Source organism: Bradyrhizobium sp. SK17 (genome assembly GCF_002831585.1).
In the GTDB taxonomy this organism is placed as follows: domain Bacteria; phylum Pseudomonadota; class Alphaproteobacteria; order Rhizobiales; family Xanthobacteraceae; genus Bradyrhizobium.
Genome location: NZ_CP025113.1, coordinates 2666650 through 2683897 on the forward strand (window position 1 = coordinate 2666650; position 17248 = coordinate 2683897).

Annotated in this window: 17 protein-coding genes; 9 read left to right on the top strand and 8 right to left on the bottom strand. The window is 66.0% G+C overall.

Annotated elements, in window-relative coordinates; genetic code table 11:
• Positions 1-97 precede the first annotated feature (97 nt).
• Positions 98-1255, top strand: coding sequence for a peptidase M15 (locus CWS35_RS12445; RefSeq protein WP_245438948.1), 1158 nt, complete (start codon positions 98-100; stop codon positions 1253-1255).
• A gap of 75 nt (positions 1256-1330) precedes the next feature.
• Here CWS35_RS12445 and CWS35_RS12450 read toward each other — a convergent pair whose 3' ends face one another.
• Positions 1331-1987 (bottom strand): HAD family hydrolase, encoded by a 657-nt coding sequence (locus CWS35_RS12450; protein WP_371682868.1) that lies wholly within the window; start codon positions 1985-1987, stop codon positions 1331-1333.
• A gap of 322 nt (positions 1988-2309) precedes the next feature.
• Between CWS35_RS12450 and CWS35_RS12455 the strand changes: the two genes are divergently transcribed.
• Both CWS35_RS12455 and CWS35_RS12460 read left to right on the top strand, forming a co-directional pair.
• Entirely contained in the window at positions 2310-3878 is a 1569-nt protein-coding gene (locus CWS35_RS12455; protein WP_100952044.1) for a DUF1800 family protein, read from the top strand.
• Complete coding sequence (locus tag CWS35_RS12460; protein WP_100952045.1) at positions 3875-5104, top strand: DUF1501 domain-containing protein; 1230 nt, start codon at positions 3875-3877, stop codon at positions 5102-5104. The genes CWS35_RS12455 and CWS35_RS12460 overlap by 4 nt, the downstream gene beginning before the upstream one ends.
• Positions 5105-5251: 147 nt before the next feature.
• On the opposite strand, the gene CWS35_RS12465 is transcribed toward CWS35_RS12460, so the two are convergent.
• From CWS35_RS12465 to CWS35_RS12475, 3 genes are all read right to left on the bottom strand, one after another.
• Positions 5252-6193 (bottom strand): aldo/keto reductase, encoded by a 942-nt coding sequence (locus CWS35_RS12465; protein ID WP_100952046.1) that lies wholly within the window; start codon positions 6191-6193, stop codon positions 5252-5254.
• A 256-nt stretch (positions 6194-6449) separates the two neighbouring features.
• Complete coding sequence (locus tag CWS35_RS12470) at positions 6450-6911, bottom strand: GNAT family N-acetyltransferase (protein WP_100952047.1); 462 nt, start codon at positions 6909-6911, stop codon at positions 6450-6452.
• Between the two features lie 89 nt (positions 6912-7000).
• Entirely contained in the window at positions 7001-7816 is an 816-nt protein-coding gene (locus tag CWS35_RS12475) for a PAS-domain containing protein (protein WP_100952048.1), read from the bottom strand.
• A 215-nt stretch (positions 7817-8031) separates the two neighbouring features.
• On the opposite strand from CWS35_RS12475, the gene CWS35_RS12480 reads away from it, so the two are divergent.
• Entirely contained in the window at positions 8032-8385 is a 354-nt protein-coding gene (locus CWS35_RS12480; protein WP_100952049.1) for a DMT family protein, read from the top strand.
• Between the two features lie 79 nt (positions 8386-8464).
• Here the strand turns inward: CWS35_RS12480 and CWS35_RS39500 are convergent, their stop codons facing one another.
• The 3 genes from CWS35_RS39500 to CWS35_RS12485 form a co-directional block, all read right to left on the bottom strand.
• Positions 8465-8620, bottom strand: coding sequence for a hypothetical protein (locus tag CWS35_RS39500; RefSeq protein WP_168200265.1), 156 nt, complete (start codon positions 8618-8620; stop codon positions 8465-8467).
• 61 nt (positions 8621-8681) lie between these two features.
• The gene (locus tag CWS35_RS39505; protein ID WP_168200264.1) at positions 8682-8858 is read right to left on the bottom strand and encodes a hypothetical protein; all 177 of its coding nucleotides are present in this window, start codon (positions 8856-8858) and stop codon (positions 8682-8684) included.
• Positions 8859-9024: 166 nt separating this feature from the next.
• Positions 9025-9678 (bottom strand): glutathione S-transferase family protein, encoded by a 654-nt coding sequence (locus tag CWS35_RS12485; protein ID WP_100952050.1) that lies wholly within the window; start codon positions 9676-9678, stop codon positions 9025-9027.
• Between the two features lie 625 nt (positions 9679-10303).
• Between CWS35_RS12485 and CWS35_RS12490 the strand changes: the two genes are divergently transcribed.
• The 3 genes from CWS35_RS12490 to CWS35_RS12500 all read left to right on the top strand — a co-directional run bounded on the left by CWS35_RS12490 (position 10304) and on the right by CWS35_RS12500 (position 13035).
• Complete coding sequence (locus CWS35_RS12490; RefSeq protein ID WP_100952051.1) at positions 10304-11506, top strand: pyridoxal phosphate-dependent aminotransferase; 1203 nt, start codon at positions 10304-10306, stop codon at positions 11504-11506.
• Positions 11507-11767: 261 nt separating this feature from the next.
• On the top strand, positions 11768-12292 hold the full coding sequence (locus tag CWS35_RS12495) for a DUF992 domain-containing protein (protein WP_024585133.1): 525 nt from the start codon (positions 11768-11770) through the stop codon (positions 12290-12292).
• 257 nt (positions 12293-12549) lie between these two features.
• Positions 12550-13035 carry a DUF992 domain-containing protein gene (locus CWS35_RS12500; protein WP_024585132.1) on the top strand — a complete coding sequence of 162 codons (486 nt, stop codon included), beginning with the start codon at positions 12550-12552 and terminating at the stop codon, positions 13033-13035.
• On the opposite strand, the gene CWS35_RS12505 is transcribed toward CWS35_RS12500, so the two are convergent.
• Positions 13032-13964, bottom strand: coding sequence for an alpha/beta fold hydrolase (locus CWS35_RS12505; protein WP_100952052.1), 933 nt, complete (start codon positions 13962-13964; stop codon positions 13032-13034). The genes CWS35_RS12500 and CWS35_RS12505 overlap by 4 nt on opposite strands.
• A 123-nt stretch (positions 13965-14087) precedes the next feature.
• On the opposite strand from CWS35_RS12505, the gene CWS35_RS12510 reads away from it, so the two are divergent.
• Both CWS35_RS12510 and CWS35_RS12515 read left to right on the top strand, forming a co-directional pair.
• The gene (locus CWS35_RS12510) at positions 14088-14987 is read left to right on the top strand and encodes a LysR substrate-binding domain-containing protein (RefSeq protein ID WP_024585130.1); all 900 of its coding nucleotides are present in this window, start codon (positions 14088-14090) and stop codon (positions 14985-14987) included.
• A gap of 175 nt (positions 14988-15162) precedes the next feature.
• A complete protein-coding gene (locus CWS35_RS12515) occupies positions 15163-17211 on the top strand; it encodes an elongation factor G (protein ID WP_024585129.1) in 2049 nt (682 codons plus the stop codon).
• The last annotated feature ends 37 nt before the right edge of the window (positions 17212-17248 follow it).

Below are 17248 nucleotides of genomic sequence, written 5' to 3' on the forward strand. Positions count from 1 at the left end.
CCTTCTTTCGCCATTGCGCGACCACGCCGTGAGCAGACAATCCGCATCGTCACATGCTTGCAATCTGGCTTCAGAAGAGCCCGTGGAGGCTGGGATAATGAATTCGCGGCGGGTGCGGGCGGCAGCGTTGAGCGGGACGGTGGTTCTGTCGGGCTGTATTGTTTCGTGGGTTGCGACGTCCGGTGCGGCTGGCATCGACAAGATCGATGCGTCGGTCACCAGTGCATCAGTTGATGATTCCCGCGCACCTACAGTCGTCGCCGATGCGGTATCAGCGACATCACCAGCAACTGCCACATCGAGCGCTGCCGTCGACGGCCCTCATGCACCGACCATGAGCGAACGGGAAGCGGCGGCGACGGCCCATGCTGTGCCGATCGTGCGCGAAACGGAACCTGTCGTCCGGGCCGGGTTGACCGATCCGGCACTGCCGCTGGACATCCAATCTCTCCCTGCTCCGGCCGCGGACACGCCGGATCCGGAGCCTCGCGTGGCCAGGCCGGCGGTGGACTCCGTCGAAATCCTCGACGAGTGCTGGGACGTCAACGCCTGCATCGATCGCTATCTGTGGGCGCTCTATCAAAGGACACCCAAGGAAGACACCATCAAGGTGCCAGAGCAGAGGCAGGTGACGGTCAAGAGAAAGAAGAAGATGGTGACGGTCACCAGAACCTTCACCAGGCTTGTCGATGAGGATTTCGCCTGGAAGGATACCCAGGCAGCGGAAAGAGCCGGCATGCCGATGATGGACTACGTCATGGGAGGCGTGGATCGGAGCTTCAAGCTGAAGCTCTTTCATGTGCTTCTCGCGGCGGAACAGGCCGGCCTTTCGCCTGGTATCACCAGCGCCTTCCGCGATGACTACCGCCAGTCGATTGCAAGCGGGCTGAAGGCGGCCAGCAACAAGTCGTATCACGGCGGCAGCTTCCGTGGCGGCTACGGCCACGGGCTCGCGGCCGACATCGTCAGCATCGACGGCGCGACTCGCGACGACCGTTGGAAATCGTCGGAGAGGCTCTGGAAATGGGTCGACGCGCACGGCAGGGAGTTTGGCGTCGCGCGCCCCTACCTCAATTTCGACCCGCCCCATCTGGCGCCGATCGATGGCAAGGAATATGCCGCTCACCGCGGTGGCGGCACTACACCACAGGCGGCGCTGGACGCGAAGACGCGCAGCCGCCATGCGGCGCGCGATAGTCACGCCGCGGCGAAACGCGCAAAGACCGCGAAGTCATCGAAGGTGCGAACGATCTGAACTGCGCAAATTGTCGCCTGATGACGGCTCCGGCGTAACCCGCCAGCGTGTTATCCGAAGGGCTCGCAATGACGCTTAGAGCGCGCCGCGCTGCTGCAACAACGCCAGCACCGCGTTGAGGTCGGGCAGCACGGCTGCGCATTTCGCGCGCGTCTCTTCCGTTGGCGGTGCGATGTCCGGCACCATCAGGGTGATCGCGCCGGCGGTGTGCGCGGCGGCGACGCCGTGGTTGGAGTCCTCGACCGCGATGCAGGCCGCAGGCCGCACACCGAGCCGCGCGGCGGCCTTGAGATAGAGTGCCGGATCCGGCTTGCCGTGCGTCACGTCGTCGAGCGTCAGCAGTGTCTCGAAGCGATCGCGGATGCCGGCAAGCGTGAGGTTGCGTTCGGCGGAGCGGCGCGACGACGAAGTGACGATCGCCATCGGGCGTTTCGCCGCGGCGATGGCATCGAGCAGGGCGAGCGTGCCGGGCTTGAGCGGCAGGCCCGCGTCCATCATCCGATCGCGATGTTCGATGAAGGCCCGATTGATGTCGTCGAGCGGAAGCGCGGGGCCGTAATGCTCGCGCAGCATCGCCTCGCAGACCGGGCCGGGAAGCCCGACCATGGCATGGCACAGCGCGACGACGCCGTCAGTGTAGCCGCATGCATTGAGCGCAGCGACGAGGCTCTCGAAGTAGACCTTCTCGGTGTCGAGCAGCGTGCCGTCCATGTCGAGCAGGATGGCGTCCACGGTCCAGCGTGCGTTCGCCGCTGCCTGCTGTTGCGCAAGTTTCCGCAAGCAGGCCGGGCACAGGCAGTCGCTGCCGTCGCCCGGCATCGGCAGACGGAAGCTCTCGTCGGAACACCAGCACGATCCCGTCAGCGAGCAGGAGAATTCGCTGCCGCACGCCGTGCAGGCAAGCCGGCGCGGCGAAGCTTGTTCAGAACGATCGTTCGACGAGAGGTCCATTCTAACCGCGATTTAATGCACGAATTAATCTCGGGTTCATCCCGGACCGCGCTATGATGCCGCGTAACTGATATAGCCGGGATCGGCCGTTAAGGGAATTCTGATGGCCCGTGATTCGCAAGCGGCGCTGATTGCGCTCAACCGGTTCGGATTCGGCGCCCGCGGCGGGGCGGCCGGCGATTTCATCAACGCTGCATCCGATCCGCGCGGTTTCGTGCTGGCGGAACTGGCGCGTCCGAACGGGGCGCTGCTCGAAGTGCCCGGCCTGCTCTCGACGCCGGAACTCGGCAAGCAGGTGTTCGACTATCAGTTCGAGATCAAGCAGGCGCGCGATGCCGCGAAGGCGGCGCAGCAGGGCGCGAGCGAGACGCCGCCGCAAGGCGCGGACGCCACGGCGCAGCAGCGGCGTAACCTGTCATTGTCGTCGGCCGCCAAGGAAATCGCCGGCAAGGATCCGGCGATGCAGGCGCAGGCGGCGGATGGCGCCAACGCGGCGATGACGCCGTCCACCACGATGCAGTCATCGGTTAATCCACCGAAGCCGCCGGCGCAGCCGCTCAACATCATCCAGAAGACGTACCGTGCCGAGGCGCTGGCGCGGCTGCAACGCGGTGTGGTCGCCGATTGCGGATTCGTCGAACGGCTCGTGGCGTTCTGGTCCAACCATTTCTGCATCTCGGCCAACAAGGGCGCGCTGGCGCGGATGTGGGCCGGCTCATTCGAGCGCGAGGCGATCCGTCCGCACGTGCTCGGCCGCTTCTCGGACATGCTGAAGGCGGTCGAGCAGCATCCGGCGATGTTGTTCTTCCTCGACAACCAGCAATCGCTCGGCCCGGACTCGCGCGCCGGCATCAACCGCCACCGCGGCCTCAACGAGAACCTCGCCCGCGAGATCATGGAGCTGCATACGCTGGGCGTCGACGGCGGCTACACCCAGGGCGACGTGACGTCGTTCGCGCGGGTCATCACCGGCTGGACCTTCGCCGGACGGCAGGGCCAGCTCGGCGCGCCCGGCAGCTTCGTGTTCAATGCCAACGCGCATGAGCCCGGCGCCCAGCAGGTGCTGGGCAAGACCTATGCGCAGGCCGGGATCGCGCAGGGCGAGGCGGTGCTGTCGGACATCGCGCGGCATCCCTCGACCGCGAAATTCATCGCGACCAAGTTCGCGCGCCATTTCGTCGCCGACGATCCGGCGCCGGCGCTGGTGGCGAAGCTGCAAGAGACCTTCACCAAGACCGACGGTGATCTCAGGGCGTTCACCACGGCACTCGTTGGGGCCAACGAGGCGTGGCAGGCGCCGCTGACCAAAATGCGCTCGCCGTACGACTTCCTGGTCGCGTCCGGTCGCCTGCTGGCGCGCAATCCCGAGGACCCGGGGCGCTATCTCAACGGCCTCAATGTGCTCGGCCAGCCGCTGTGGTCGCCGGCCGGGCCGAACGGCTTTCCGGATACCGCCGCGGCCTGGGCAGCGCCTGAAGGCCTCAAGCTCAGGCTCGACATCTCGGCGCAGGTCGCCTCCCAGCTCGCCGACAAGTTCGATCCGCGCGACCTGCTCGAGCTGATTGCGGCGGATGCCGCCTCGCCTGAGACGCGGCGCACCATCGAGCGCGCGGAGACGAAGCAGCAGGCGTTGGCGCTGCTGTTGATGTCGCCGGAATTCCAGAGGAGATGACGATGGATTGCTCCGAGAGCCTGATGATGCAGGCGACGTCGCGGCGGACGCTGCTGCTCGGCGGTGCCTCGTTTGCCGCCTGGGCGTATTTGCCGAAATTCGCGCGCGCGGCCGATGGCCGCGATCCGCGCTTCGTCACCATCATCCTGCGCGGCGCGCTCGACGGTCTGGCGACGGTCGCGCCGGTCGGCGATCCCGACTATGCCAGCCTGCATGGCGCGATCGCGCTGCGGCCCGATGGGCCGAACGCGGCGTTGATGCTGGATCAGTTCTTCGGCCTGCATCCGGCGATGCCGGAATTCGCGCGGATGTATCGCGCCAAACAGGCCGCGGTGGTGCATGCGGTGGCGACCTCGTATCGCGACCGTTCGCATTTCGATGGCCAGGACGTGCTGGAGAGCGGCTTCTCCGGTCCCGGCCGCGTGCAGTCCGGCTGGCTCAACCGTGCGCTGGAGGCGCTGCCGAAGGGCGAGCGGGTGATGAGTGCGCTTGCGGTCGGCCCGACCACGGCGCTGGTGCTGCGCGGCGCCGCGCCGACCGTCGGCTGGGCGCCGACGGCGTTGCCGCAGGCCGCGGACGACACCGCGATGCGGCTGCTCGATCTCTACCAGCACCGCGATCCGGCGCTGGCCAGTGCGCTGACGCAAGGCTTGCAGCTCGAGAAGCAGGCGCAGGGCGATGAGATGAAGCCGAAGCCCGGTGGTGGTGGCGCGGCGGCAATGCGGCTGGTGGCGCGCGGCGCCGCCAAGCTGATGGCGGCGGACGATGGTCCGCGGATCGGCGCGCTGGCCTTCGACGGCTGGGATACCCATGCCAATGAGGGCGGCCCGGTCGGCCGGCTGGCGCAACTGCTCGGCGGTCTCGACGGCGCGCTGGCGGAATTCCAGAGCGGCCTCGGCGCGCGCTGGCGCGATACCGTGATCGTGGTCGCCACCGAATTCGGCCGCACCGCGCGGATCAACGGCACCGAGGGCACCGACCACGGCACCGGAACCATCGCGCTGCTCGCCGGTGGCGCGGTGAATGGCGGCCGCATGATCACCGACTGGCCCGGTCTGAAGCCGGCCAATCTCTACCAGGCCCGTGATCTCGCCGCGACCACCGACCTGCGCGCCGTGATCAAGGGCGTGCTGCACGACCAGTTCGGCCTCGGCGAGCGCGTGCTGGCGGACACGGTGTTTCCGGACAGCGCGCCGGCGAAGCCGATGAAGGGGCTGGTGGTGTAAGCGCGCCACAACCACGGCGTCGTCCCGGCGAAGGCCGGGACCCATTGCCACCGAACTCGATTGTTGGAAAACGCTGGAGCCACAGCGACGCCATAACCGCATATCTGTGGTTATGGGTCCCGGCCTTCGACGGGACGACGCCGGTAATTACCCCTTCGTGATCCCGTCGATCTCCGCCATCTCCTCCGCCGTCAGCTTCCAGTTGATCGCTTTCACGTTCTGCTCGACCTGCTCGGGGCGGGTGGCACCGGCGATCACGCTTGCGACTTGCGGGCGGGCGGCGAGCCAGGAGAAGGCGAGTTCGAGCATGGTGTGGCCGCGCGCCTGCGCGAAGGCTTGCAGCTTCTCGACGATGGCCTCGTTGCGTGGCGTCACGTAACGATCCTTCAGCGCCGGCGATTTGGCGAAGCGGGTGTCGGCGGGAGCGGCGGCGCCGCGCTGGTATTTGCCGGTCAACAGGCCGCTTGCGAGCGGGAAGAACGGCAGCAGGCCGAGATTGTAGGCTTGCGCCGCCGGCAGCAGGTCCTTCTCGATGTCGCGCACCACGAGGCTGTATTCGTCCTGGCAGGACACGAAGCGGCTCACGTTCATCTGCCGCGCGACATATTCCGCCTCCGCGATGCGCCAGGCCGGGAAGTTGGAGTTGCCGATGTAACGCACCTTGCCCTGGCGGACGAGATCGTCGAGCGCGCGAAGCGTCTCGTCGATCGGCGTCAGCGGGTCGTAATCGTGCTGCTGGTAGAGATCGATGTAGTCGGTCTTCAGCCGCGTCAGGCTCGCTTCGACCGCCGACATGATGTAGCGCCGCGAGGCGCCCTGTTTGGTACCGTCGGTCGCCATCGGCTTGGCGTATTTGGTCGCGAGCACGACGTCCTTGCGGCGATCGCCCAGCACGGTGCCGAGCACGGTCTCCGAGCCGCCCATGCCGGCATAGATGTCGGCGGTGTCGAACAGCGTGATGCCGAGGTCAATCGCCTTGTGGATCACCTTGCGCGAGGTTTCGAGATCGGTGCGCTGGCCGAAATTGTTGCAGCCGATGCCGACTGCGGACACGCGCAGGCCGGAGCCGCCGAGATTGCGAATTTCCATGAGACAATCCTGTGGGATAGGCGAGGGGTCGCGCATTGTGACGGTCGCGTCGCGGGCCGGCAAGGTGTCGCCCTACCGCCGATCGTGCATGGCAATGCCGCAAAAAAAGCGGTCCCGGTCAGACGCGGCGACTGACGGGGACCGCTCGGGGCGCGAGATCTGAGACGGGGGGCCTGATCTTACGCAAGCAAAAGCCTAGCCGGGCTTTGTAACGCGCCGGTGACATCTCTGTGCAATCCACAAACCGCGATCGTGCTCAGAGAATCTTGCGATAGATGACGAAGCCGGGCTTGTCCGCGACCTTATCGTAAAGCTGCATTGCGGTGTGGTTGGTCTCGTGTGTCTGCCAGTAGACGCGCGGCGATCCCACAAGCCGGGCCTGGGCGTAGACGCCGTTGATCAAGGCGCGGCCGACGCCCTTGCCGCGCGCGGCCTGGCCGGTGAACAGGTCCTGCAAGTAGCAGGTCGGGGCGATCGCCGTGGTCGACCGGTGAAACAGATAGTGCGTCAACCCGAGCAGTGTGCCGCCGGCGTCGGCGACGAGTGCATGCACCGGCTCATAGGCATCGAAGAAACGCTGCCACGTCATCGCGGTGATCTCGGGCGCGAGCGCGGTCGGTCCGGACCGCCCATAGAAGGCATTGTAGCCGTCCCACAAGGGAAGCCACTGGTCGTAGTCGTCGCGCGTGACGAAGCGGATGGTAACGTCGTCGGCCATGATCGATCCTGCGTTGCGCGATGCGTGCGCATCGCTGCAATCTTCTATCGGGGCGGAGATGCAGGATCAATTGCGAACGAGGGCGCGCCTCACTCGGCGGCGCGCATGAGCCGCGCCAGATGGCGTTCGCGCCCGGCGCGCCGGGCGCGATATTCGTCGGCCCGGGCGGGATCGTCGGTGTGGCGGACCAGGTCGGTCACCGGCGTGTAGCTCAGCATGCGGCCACCGTCCGGCAGCGCGGTGCAGCTGAAGCGCAGCACCTGGCCGTCGGCGAGATCGAGGTTGATCGGCGTGGAATCGCCTGCGCGCATCATCTCGATGCGCTTGGTGATGAACGCGCTCAGCTCGTCTTCCGGCAGTTCGTAGGCGCCGGTGTCGCGGCCATGATACATCAGCGCGACGAAGGGCGGCTTGCTCTCGGCCTGGGCATCCGTCAGCGCGAAATAATCGCGGAAGGCGCGGTTGATGAATTCGGCGCGGGTGTCGGCATCGAGCAGCACGATGCCGATGTCGACCTGGTCGAGCGCAGCGGCGAGCCGTGCCGCGGTGGCGTGATGCTGCTGGTCTGCGGCAAAGGCGTCGATCCATTTTTGTCGCAGCATCCCGGTGATCAAGGCGGTGCCGGCGGCGGTCGCGGCCAGCATCAGCATCCGCGCCACGTCGGCGGCGTCGTATCCGGGCAGCGCGCGATGATCGAGGAAGAACAGCGCCGAGGCGGCCACCGCGGTCGCCGCCGAGATCAGTCCGGAGGTGATGCCGTTGATCGAACTCGCCAGCGCGACGATGCAGACGAACAGCGGTGCGGGATTGGGAACCGCGACGACCAGGCGATCGATCAGGAAGGCGGCGAGCGCTGTGATCGCCGTCAAGGCCGGACCTGAAATGGCACGCCATTCGAACCGCATGCGCGTTCTCGCTGTCTGTTTGTCAAACGAACGACAGGCCCATAGTTTGACGACAGCGCCGCAACGGCGCCGGCATTTCCGCTCCGACTGTTAAGAGGCGGTTGCCGCGGCCAGGCGAGCTTTCGCAGCCTTCAATTCAAATGATATGCAGATCGGCATTGAACCCGGTTTCGAGCCTGCCGGTTGCCGCCTGCCTTGCCCGCAAGAGGACATCGATGCCCGCCATTTCGCCGTCGCTGCTGCCGATCCTGATGCTGTTCGCGTCGAATGTCTTCATGACCTTTGCCTGGTACGGTCATCTCAAGTTCAAGAATCATCCGCTCCCCATCGTCATCATGGTGAGTTGGGGCATCGCGTTCTTCGAATACTGGTTGGCGGTGCCGGCCAATCGCTGGGGCAGTGCGGTCTACTCGGCGGCGCAGCTCAAGACCATGCAGGAGGTGATCACGCTGGTCGTGTTCGCCGGCTTCTCGGTGCTGTACCTGAAGGAGCCGCTGGGCTGGAATCACGCGCTCGGATTTGCCTTCATCGCCGCCGGCGCGTTCTTCATCTTCCACAAATGGAGCTAGACGTTGCGCACCGTCATGGCCCGGCACAAGGCCGGGCATGACGAGGTTGCGTTGAGCGCAAATGCATTTGCCCGGCGCTCTAGTGCTGCGGAGCCGGTTTGGCGGCAGGCGCCGTTACGTGCGCCGGCCGCGCGCGGTCCTCGCCCTGCGTGCCGGTCACGATCAGCAGCGACGCCGCCAGCAGGATCGCCACCGACAGCGTCACGGTCACAAGTCCGACGGGGGTCTTCATCATGTCGCGCCGCTGTCTCTCCCGCGCCTTGCCGCGGATCAGGTGCCAATCGGGAAATGCTTGATTACGCCGGGACCGGAATTGCCATGGTGATGTTGCTCGACAGCACCGTCACGGCGACCACCAGGCACAGCGTCAGCGCGCCAAGCGCGAGCGACGCGGCGATCGCGTTGGTCAGCCGGGATGATGCCACTGGGGCAGGGCGGCCATGGAAGCCTACCGTGCCGGACCACCGTCTCATGGTCTAAATCCCTCAGGTCGCGAGCGAATCACTCGCGACATCCGAGCAAATCTGCCGATCGTCACAGGCAACATTGCGGCGGCCGGCCTGCCCGAAAATGGCTAAAATGCGGCTGTGGCGGGCTTTTTGCCCGCTGTTTGGGCAGTTTCCCCGCTATTCCCGCTTTTCAGACGCCGGCCACCAGGCGAGCCGGAGGCTCGGCCTCGGTTCCGGGCCGCCAATCCATCGAGACGAATCCGGGGGTCTGCTCGACCCGCTTCAACCAGGCGCGGATCGACGGAAAGGTCGCCAGGTCGAAGTCGCAGCGGTCGGCGACGTGGGTGTAGCCATAGAGCGCGATGTCGGCGACGGTGAATTGCTCGGCGGCGAAGAACGAGTGTCCCTTGAGGTGATTTTCCATCACCTGGAGCGCCGCGTAGCCGCGCTCCATCCAGTCCTCCAGCGCGTGGGTCTGCAAGTCGCGCCCGCCCTTGACCAGCGACAGCCAGAAATAGGCGGCGCCGATGTTCGGCTCCAGCGCGTGCTGTTCGAAGAACATCCATTGCAGCGCCTCGGCGCGCTCGATCCGCGATTCCGGCGCCAGCGGCGTTCCGATCGCGACATACCAGAGGATGGCGTTGGACTCGGCGAGGTGGCGGCCTTCGGCGACCTCGAGCAGCGGCACCTGGCCGCTCGGATTCTTGGCCAGGAAGTCCGGGGTACGGCTCTCGCCGCGCAGGATGTCGATCTCGATCGCCTCGTATGGCGTGTTCAGCACGGCGAGCGCCAGCCGGACCTTGTAGCTGTTGCCGGAGCGCTGCATCGAATAGAGCTTGTACATTGCGTTGGGGTTCACTCGGTGCGTCGGGGTTCACTCGGTCAGGGAGACGGTACGCTCAAAAGTTGCGCGGCCTGTCACACCGCAACGCCGCTAAACAATGATGCCGACACCGGTGCGTCGCAAGCCCCGGAACATGGAAAAAGTCGAAACGTCTACCGCACTGCACGCGTGCAGAACGATTCCATCAACACGGCAGAACAACTCGGATCACGCTCGCGCGACGTCGTGCAAGGTGCCGGTCGGTGCCTCGCTCGTGCCTCGGCCGCCGTGCCAATTCACGAAACTTAACGCGCGATGCGACAGCCACTCGCCGCGCCGGACGGGCCTCTCCCTGCGCTGTCGGACAGCCGCCGCACTGCACATTGTCCTCGGAGCAATCCGCGCCAACGCACTTGCCTGGAGGCTGTTTCGGCAGGCCTGGCGCGCACGCGATCGAGCTTGCCGGATATGAGCTATTTGGCGCCGGAACTTGTGGAATATTGCGCATCCCGCGAGTCCTGCGCGAAAGATTTCCTGCATTGGCGCCAAGCTTCTTGCGATGCAGCGGCGACAGGCCTAGGGTGCCGCGATCCCATTCAAATCAAGTCGTGGCCCAGCCGCTCACGACGTTTGCCAGGAGATGATAATGGCCTTCCTGTCCGCTGCGCTCGACCGTGTGAAGCCGTCCGCAACGATCGCGGTCACGGACAAAGCACGCGCGCTGAAAGCCGCGGGCCGCAACGTCATCGGCCTCGGCGCCGGCGAGCCTGACTTCGACACGCCCGCCAACATCAAGCTGGCGGCGATCCACGCGATCGAAGCCGGCAAGACCAAGTACACCGATGTCGGCGGCATTCCGGAGCTCAAGGAAGCCATCATCAACAAGTTCTCGCGCGAGAACGGCCTGAGCTACAAGCCGAACCAGATCATCGTCGGCACCGGTGGCAAGCAGGTGCTCTACAATGCGCTGATGGCGACCATCAATCCGGGCGACGAGGTGATCATCCCCGCGCCGTACTGGGTCAGCTATCCCGAGATGGTTGCGCTCGCCGGCGGCGAGTCGGTGCCGGTGGTCTGCCCGGCCTCGACCGGCTTCAAGCTGCGCCCGCAAGATCTCGAGAAGGCGATCACGCCGAAGACCAAATGGGTGATCCTGTGCTCGCCGTCGAACCCGACCGGCTCGGCCTACACCAGGAGCGAGCTCAAGGCGATCACCGACGTGCTGGTCAAGCATCCGCATGTCTGGGTGATGACCGACGACATGTACGAGCACCTGGTCTATGACGACTTCGTCTTCACCACCGCGGCGCAGGTCGAGCCCAGCCTGTACGAGCGCACGCTGACCGTGAATGGCGTGTCGAAGGCCTATTGCATGACCGGCTGGCGCATCGGCTATGCCGGCGGCCCGGCGCCGCTGATCAAGGCGATGGCGACGATCCAGTCGCAGTCGACCTCGAACCCGTCGTCGATCGCGCAGTGGGCCTCGGTCGAGGCGCTCAACGGTCCGCAGGACTTCATCGCCGCGAACAACAAGGTGTTCAAGGAGCGCCGCGACCTCGTGGTTGCGATGCTCAACCAGGCGAGCGGCATCGAGTGCCCGCGGCCGGAAGGCGCGTTCTACGTCTATCCGTCCTGCGCCGGCACGATCGGCAAGACCGCGCCATCGGGCAAGGTGATCGACAACGACGAGGCGTTCGTCACCGAGCTGCTCGAGAGCGAGGGCGTCGCCGTGGTGCAGGGCTCGGCATTCGGGCTTGGACCCGCGTTCCGCATCTCCTACGCCACCAAGACGTCGGACCTCGAGGATGCCTGCAAGCGCATCCAGCGCTTCTGCGGCAATCTGAGGTAATCCGGTTTCGAACCAGAAAACCTCGAATCTGGAGACGCTCCCGCACCAGATGCGGGAGCGTTTCTGTTTGTGTACGTGGATCGCCCAGCGGTAAAAACGCAGAGTCAAATCACAACCTGCTCATCTCACGGTCCGTGTGCGCGAACATCAATGCCACACGCGGGAAGTTTTTACGGCCTCTTTGCGAACTGCCTTGTTTTGGACACGACCCTTGCATTGTGTCCGCGGCACAAATTCAGTTCACCTTGCGGAGACAAACCAATGCGACTTTCGACACTCACCCTTGCAGCGTTCGCGTTGCTGGCGCCGTTCGCCACTGCCAACGCGGCGCCCCAGCAGGTTCAGGCCGGGGTTCTGCAATGCCAGGGCGGCGAGAATGTCGGCTTCGTCGTCGGCTCGGTCGCCCGCCTCGAATGCGTGTTCCAGAGCGGTGGCCGCCGGCCCGAGCCGTATCTTGCGACCGTGAAGCGGATCGGCGTCGACCTCGGCTTCACCGGGCAGACCCAGCTCGCCTGGGCCGTCAGCGCGCCGACCACGGTGGTCCCGCGCGGCGCGCTCGCCGGCAGCTACGGCGGCTTCGGCGTCAACGCCTCGGTCGGCCTGGGCGCTGGCGGTAACTTCCTGTTCGGCGGTCCGAACAATGCCTACGCGCTGCAGCCGATCAGCCTGCAAGGCCAGACCGGCCTCAACGTCGCGGCTGGCATCGCCGGCATCGACCTCGAGCCGGTCCGTGCTGGCGGTCCGCGCCGTCATCACCATCACCGCCGTCATCATCGCCACCACTAAGCCGGTCGGCGTTCGATCAAAGAGGCCCGCGAAAGCGGGCCTCTTTTTTATGTGTCGTGTCTTGTCGATCGGGTGACAGGTTCTGCGCGATCGCCGGGGCATAGCAACGCCGCCACATCCCGCAACAATCGGTGGCCGGGCACCGCAAATTCTGGCTGCACATTCGACGTTATGGCATAGGATATGGAAGGCGCCGCAGACACGGCGCCGTTCTGTTCTCTGCTCGCGTCATGCCTCTCAGCCGGAGACTCCCCACCATGCGTCGCTTCATTCTCCTCGCCGGTGCTGCCATCGCCACGCTGGCGACCGCTATCGTTGGCGCCAGCGCCCAACAGCCGATCCAGCGCGTGCAGGTCGGTGTCCTGGAATGCCGCGGTGGCGCGAGCGTCGGCTTCATCGTCGGTTCCGTGACCCATCTCGGCTGCGTGCTGCGCGCCAGTGGCCTGCCCGAGGACCGCTACATCGCGACCATCCAGAAGGTCGGCATCGATCTCGGCATCACCCAGGAATCGGCGTTGGCCTGGGGCGTCTATGCGCCGGTGGACCGGCTCGGGCCCGGTGCGCTGTCGGGCAATTATGCAGGCGCACAGGGCAGCGCGACGCTCGGCGTCGGCGTCGGCGGCAACGTGCTGGTCGGCGGTTCCGACAACACCATTGCCCTGCAACCGCTCAGCGTGCAGGGCCAGGTCGGCGTCAACATCGCCGCCGGCCTCGAGAGCCTGGAACTGCGTCCGGGACGCTAGCCCCCGCGCGTAGCGTTCTCCAATCGGCCGAAGAAGCCGCGGGCTTCTTCGGCAACGATCGCGGGCGCTTCGACGTGAACATAGTGCCCGGTGTCGACGAACCTGATCGACGGTTCGCTCCAGTAATCTCCCAACCTGTCCGACCATTGGGGTGCGATCAGCGGATCGCGGCGGCCCCAGAGAAAGCGCGACGGGACCTCGATGCGCGGCTTCGCCGGCAGCCGGCCTTCCAGCCAGAGCCGGCGGTTGGGCGCTGACGAGAGATACCAGTCGAAGCCGCCCTGGATGTTGCCCGGCTTCATGAAGTTGTCGACATAGGCTTCCAGCAGGTCGGCGAACACGGCGGGATTGTCGTCCGACCAGTGGTCGAGGAAATGGCGGAAGTAGAGCCGGCAAGACTCGCGCGAGCTGCCGACCAGCTGCGCGGCCCATGGCAGTTGCTGGAAGTACTGGTACCAGACCTCGATCAAGTGACCGGGTTGGCCGTAGCGGTGGCCGAGGCCGGGATAGGGCGTGCACAGATAGAGCGTCCCGGTCAGCCGTTGCGGTGCATGGTGTGACATCGCCTGCATGACGTACGCGCCGAGGTCGCCGCCGATCGCGCCGAAGCTGGCATGGCCGAGCGCATCCATCACCGCGAACATATCGCGCGCGTGGTGCTCCGCGGTGGCCGACGCGTCGGGTCCCGCCGTCGGCTTGCCGGTATCGCCGCAGCCGCGCAGATCGGGCGCGATCAGCTCGAAGCTGTCGCCGAGATGCAGCATCAGCGGACGCCACACCAGCCAGAACTCCGGCCAGCCATGGAGCAGGAGCAGCGGCGGTCCGTTGCCGAAGCGCGCGACATTGACGTGCAAGCCGCCGATATCGATCCTCTGTTGCGTGATGCCTGCTGCGGCTGCGTCCGCGAAGGCTGTTTCCAATGCTGTCATGGCGACCTCCTGTGGTTTGCCGTAGGCTGTCCGCGTTGGCGCGTCCGGTCCAATACTGGTTCGATACGATTGCAGAGCCATTGCGTATGATGGTGGCGGCGGTGGTCGTGCTATATCGCCGGCATGGAATTGCGACACATCCGATATTTCGTGGCGCTCGGCGAGGAATTGAATTTCACCCGCGCCGCAGAGCGGCTGCACATCGCGCAACCGCCGCTGAGCCAGCAGATCCGCCAGCTCGAGGACGAGCTCGGCGTGACGCTGTTGCAGCGGAACAGCCGTCCGGTCCGCCTCACCGAGGCCGGCGTGCTGTTTCTTGCGCGCGCCCGTGCGCTGCTCGCGAGCTTCGAGGACGCAGTCGCCGACACCAGGCGCGTCGGCCGCGGCCAGGCGGGGAAACTTGCGCTCGGGTTCGTCGGCTCCGCCATGTTTGCCGGCCTTCCGGATGTTGTCGGCGCCTATCGCGACGCCTGTCCCGATGTCGAGCTCGTGCTCGACGAGATGCTGGCGGCGGAGATCGCCGAGGCGCTGCGGCGGCGCCGGATCGATGTCGGGTTCGCGCGTCCGGCGCTGCTGCCCGAAGCGGGCCTGGCCCAGCGCGTGATCCTCGAGGAGCCGTATGTCGCGGCGTTGCCGCGGACGCATCCGCTCGCCGCCCGGCGTAGCGTTGCGCTCGCCGAATTGTCCGATGATGCGTTCGTGCTTTATCCGGCGCGGCCGGAGCCTTCGGTCACCGGTTTGATCGTGGCGGCCTGCGCGGCCGCGGGCTTCACACCGCGGCTGGCGCAGGAGGTTCTGCATCTGCAAACCGCGATCGGGTTGATCGCCGCCGGCGTCGGTGTGTCGCTCGTTCCTGAAGCTGCGGCACGCGCGCAAACCGGGCGCGGGGTGGCCTACATTCCGCTCGCCAATCCTACAGTCATGGCGCCGCTTACCATTGCGTGGCGCGAGGAGGATGTTTCGCCTGCCGTGCAGCGCCTGCTCGAAATCGCGGCACGCTGGCGCGACATTTCGGCGCTGTAAGGAACATCCGCACCGGATGCAATCGTCCGGACATTGATGGTTGCACGCTGCGTCGGTCGATCTCCGTGCCGCCGCACCGCAGCGAAGTTTCCCGCTTGCCAAATGCCAAACGCAGGCAGAGCATGAACGGTCGCCGACCCAATCATGGGCCGAGCTCCAACACGAGGAGGCGGCAATGGGACAAGACGTCAGAAGTCCCCGAGGTCCACGGTGCATCGCATTGGTGGGCCCTTTCCAAAGCGGTAAAACCACACTTCTGGAAGCGATCCTGGCGCGCACGGGCGCCATCAAGAGTGCCGGCAGCGTCGATGCCGGAACCTCCGTCGGCGATGCCAGCCCCGAGGCACGGCAACACAAGATGGGTGTAGGCCTGACCGCCGCCACCACCAGCTTTATGGGTGACAGCTACACCTTTATCGATTGTCCCGGCTCCGTCGAATTCGCGCACGACATGCGTGCCGCGTTGCCGGCGGTCGATGCCGCGGTCGTGGTCTGCGAAGCCGATGAGAAGAAGCTGCCGCAGCTGCAAATCATCCTGCGCGAGCTCGAGGAGCTCGCAATCCCCCGTTTCCTGTTCCTGAACAAGATCGACCGCGCCAACAAGCGGGTCCGCGAAACGCTTGCGACGCTGCAACCAGCCTCGCGCGTGCCGTTGGTGCTGCGCCAGATCCCGATCTGGAACGGCGATCTGATCGAAGGCTTCGTCGATCTCGCGCTGGAGCGCGCCTTCGTCTATCGTGAGCACAAGCCGTCCGAGGTGATGGCGCTGGAGGGTGGCAATCTCGATCGCGAGAAGGAAGCGCGCTTCTCGATGCTGGAGAAGCTCGCCGATCACGACGACGCGCTGATGGAGCAATTGCTGGAGGATATCCAGCCGCCGCGCGACGCGGTGTTCGACGATCTCTCCCGCGAATTGCGCGAAGGCCTGATCTGTCCGGTGCTGCTTGGCGCCGCGAGCCGCGAAAACGGCGTGCTGCGCCTGATGAAGGCGTTGCGGCACGAGGCGCCCGGCATCACCGAGACCGCCGCGCGGCTCGGCATCAAGGAGCAGAAGGACGCGCTGGCCTACATATTCAAGACCGTGCATTTGCAGCACGGCGGCAAGCTGTCGCTGGCGCGCGTGCTTGCGGGCCGGCTCGACGACGGCGCGACATTGCAATCCTCGTCCGGCGAGAGCGGGCGCGTCTCCGGCATCCTCGCGGTCTCCGGCACGCACGACAGCAAGCGGCCGTCGGCGGAGGCTGGCGACTCGGTCGCGCTCGGCAAGCTCGATGCGATCAAGACCGGTGATACGGTCTCGAGCGGCAAGACCGCCCCGGCGTCGCTGGTCAAGGTCGATCCTGTGGCGGCGGTGCTGTCGATCTCGATATCCGCGACCGACCGCAAGGACGACGTCAAGCTCGGGCAAGCGCTGTTGCGGCTGAACGAGGAGGATCCGTCGCTGACGATGATCCAGAACCCGCGCACCCACGACACCGTGCTGTGGGGGCAGGGCGAGATGCACCTGCGCGTCGCGCAGGAGCGGCTCAAGGACCGCTACGGCGTTAGCGTCAAATCGCACCCGCCGGCGATCGGCTATCAGGAAACCATCCGCAAGGCCGTGACCCAGCGCGGCCGGCACAAGAAGCAGTCCGGCGGCCACGGCCAGTTCGGCGACGTCGTGCTCGACATCAAGCCGAAGCCGCGCGGCTCGGGCTTCGAATTCCACGAGAAGGTGGTCGGCGGCGCGGTGCCGCGCAACTACATCGGCGCGGTGGAGGAAGGCGTCGTCGACGCGCTGGCGCGGGGGCCGCTCGGCTTTCCGGTGATCGACCTCGACGTCACGCTGACCGACGGCTCCTATCACAGCGTCGACTCCTCCGATCTGGCGTTCCGCACCGCGGCGCGGATCGGGGTCAGCGAAGGCTTGCCGCAGTGCCAGCCGGTGCTGCTGGAGCCGATCCATCTGGTCGAGATCGTCTGTCCGACCGAGGCCACCGCCAAGATCAACGCGATCCTGTCGGCGCGGCGCGGCCAGATCCTCGGCTTCGACACCCGCGAGGGCTGGAGCGGCTGGGACTGCGTTCGCGCCACGATGCCGGAATCCGAGATCGGCGACCTCATCGTCGAGCTGCGCTCGGCCACCGCCGGCGCCGGCACCTTCACCCGTCAGTTCGACCGCATGGCCGAAGTCACGGGCCGTGCCGCCGACCAGATCATCGCCGCGCATCGCGACGCGGCGTGAGCTGGCCCTGCGATCACGCCCCGCGCGGGCGTGATCG

Bases quoted from the DNA above. Each gene is read 5' to 3' on its own strand.
- CWS35_RS12445 (WP_245438948.1), top strand. From the start codon at position 98: ATGAATTCGCGGCGGGTGCGGGCGGCAGCGTTGAGCGGGACGGTGGTT.
- CWS35_RS12455 (WP_100952044.1), top strand. From the start codon at position 2,310: ATGGCCCGTGATTCGCAAGCGGCGCTGATTGCGCTCAACCGGTTCGGA.
- CWS35_RS12460 (WP_100952045.1), top strand. From the start codon at position 3,875: ATGACGATGGATTGCTCCGAGAGCCTGATGATGCAGGCGACGTCGCGG.
- CWS35_RS12465 (WP_100952046.1), bottom strand. From the start codon at position 6,193: ATGGAAATTCGCAATCTCGGCGGCTCCGGCCTGCGCGTGTCCGCAGTC.
- CWS35_RS12470 (WP_100952047.1), bottom strand. From the start codon at position 6,911: ATGGCCGACGACGTTACCATCCGCTTCGTCACGCGCGACGACTACGAC.
- CWS35_RS12475 (WP_100952048.1), bottom strand. From the start codon at position 7,816: ATGCGGTTCGAATGGCGTGCCATTTCAGGTCCGGCCTTGACGGCGATC.
- CWS35_RS12480 (WP_100952049.1), top strand. From the start codon at position 8,032: ATGCCCGCCATTTCGCCGTCGCTGCTGCCGATCCTGATGCTGTTCGCG.
- CWS35_RS39500 (WP_168200265.1), bottom strand. From the start codon at position 8,620: ATGATGAAGACCCCCGTCGGACTTGTGACCGTGACGCTGTCGGTGGCG.
- CWS35_RS39505 (WP_168200264.1), bottom strand. From the start codon at position 8,858: ATGAGACGGTGGTCCGGCACGGTAGGCTTCCATGGCCGCCCTGCCCCA.
- CWS35_RS12485 (WP_100952050.1), bottom strand. From the start codon at position 9,678: ATGTACAAGCTCTATTCGATGCAGCGCTCCGGCAACAGCTACAAGGTC.
- CWS35_RS12490 (WP_100952051.1), top strand. From the start codon at position 10,304: ATGGCCTTCCTGTCCGCTGCGCTCGACCGTGTGAAGCCGTCCGCAACG.
- CWS35_RS12495 (WP_024585133.1), top strand. From the start codon at position 11,768: ATGCGACTTTCGACACTCACCCTTGCAGCGTTCGCGTTGCTGGCGCCG.
- CWS35_RS12500 (WP_024585132.1), top strand. From the start codon at position 12,550: ATGCGTCGCTTCATTCTCCTCGCCGGTGCTGCCATCGCCACGCTGGCG.
- CWS35_RS12505 (WP_100952052.1), bottom strand. From the start codon at position 13,964: ATGACAGCATTGGAAACAGCCTTCGCGGACGCAGCCGCAGCAGGCATC.
- CWS35_RS12510 (WP_024585130.1), top strand. From the start codon at position 14,088: ATGGAATTGCGACACATCCGATATTTCGTGGCGCTCGGCGAGGAATTG.
- CWS35_RS12515 (WP_024585129.1), top strand. From the start codon at position 15,163: ATGGGACAAGACGTCAGAAGTCCCCGAGGTCCACGGTGCATCGCATTG.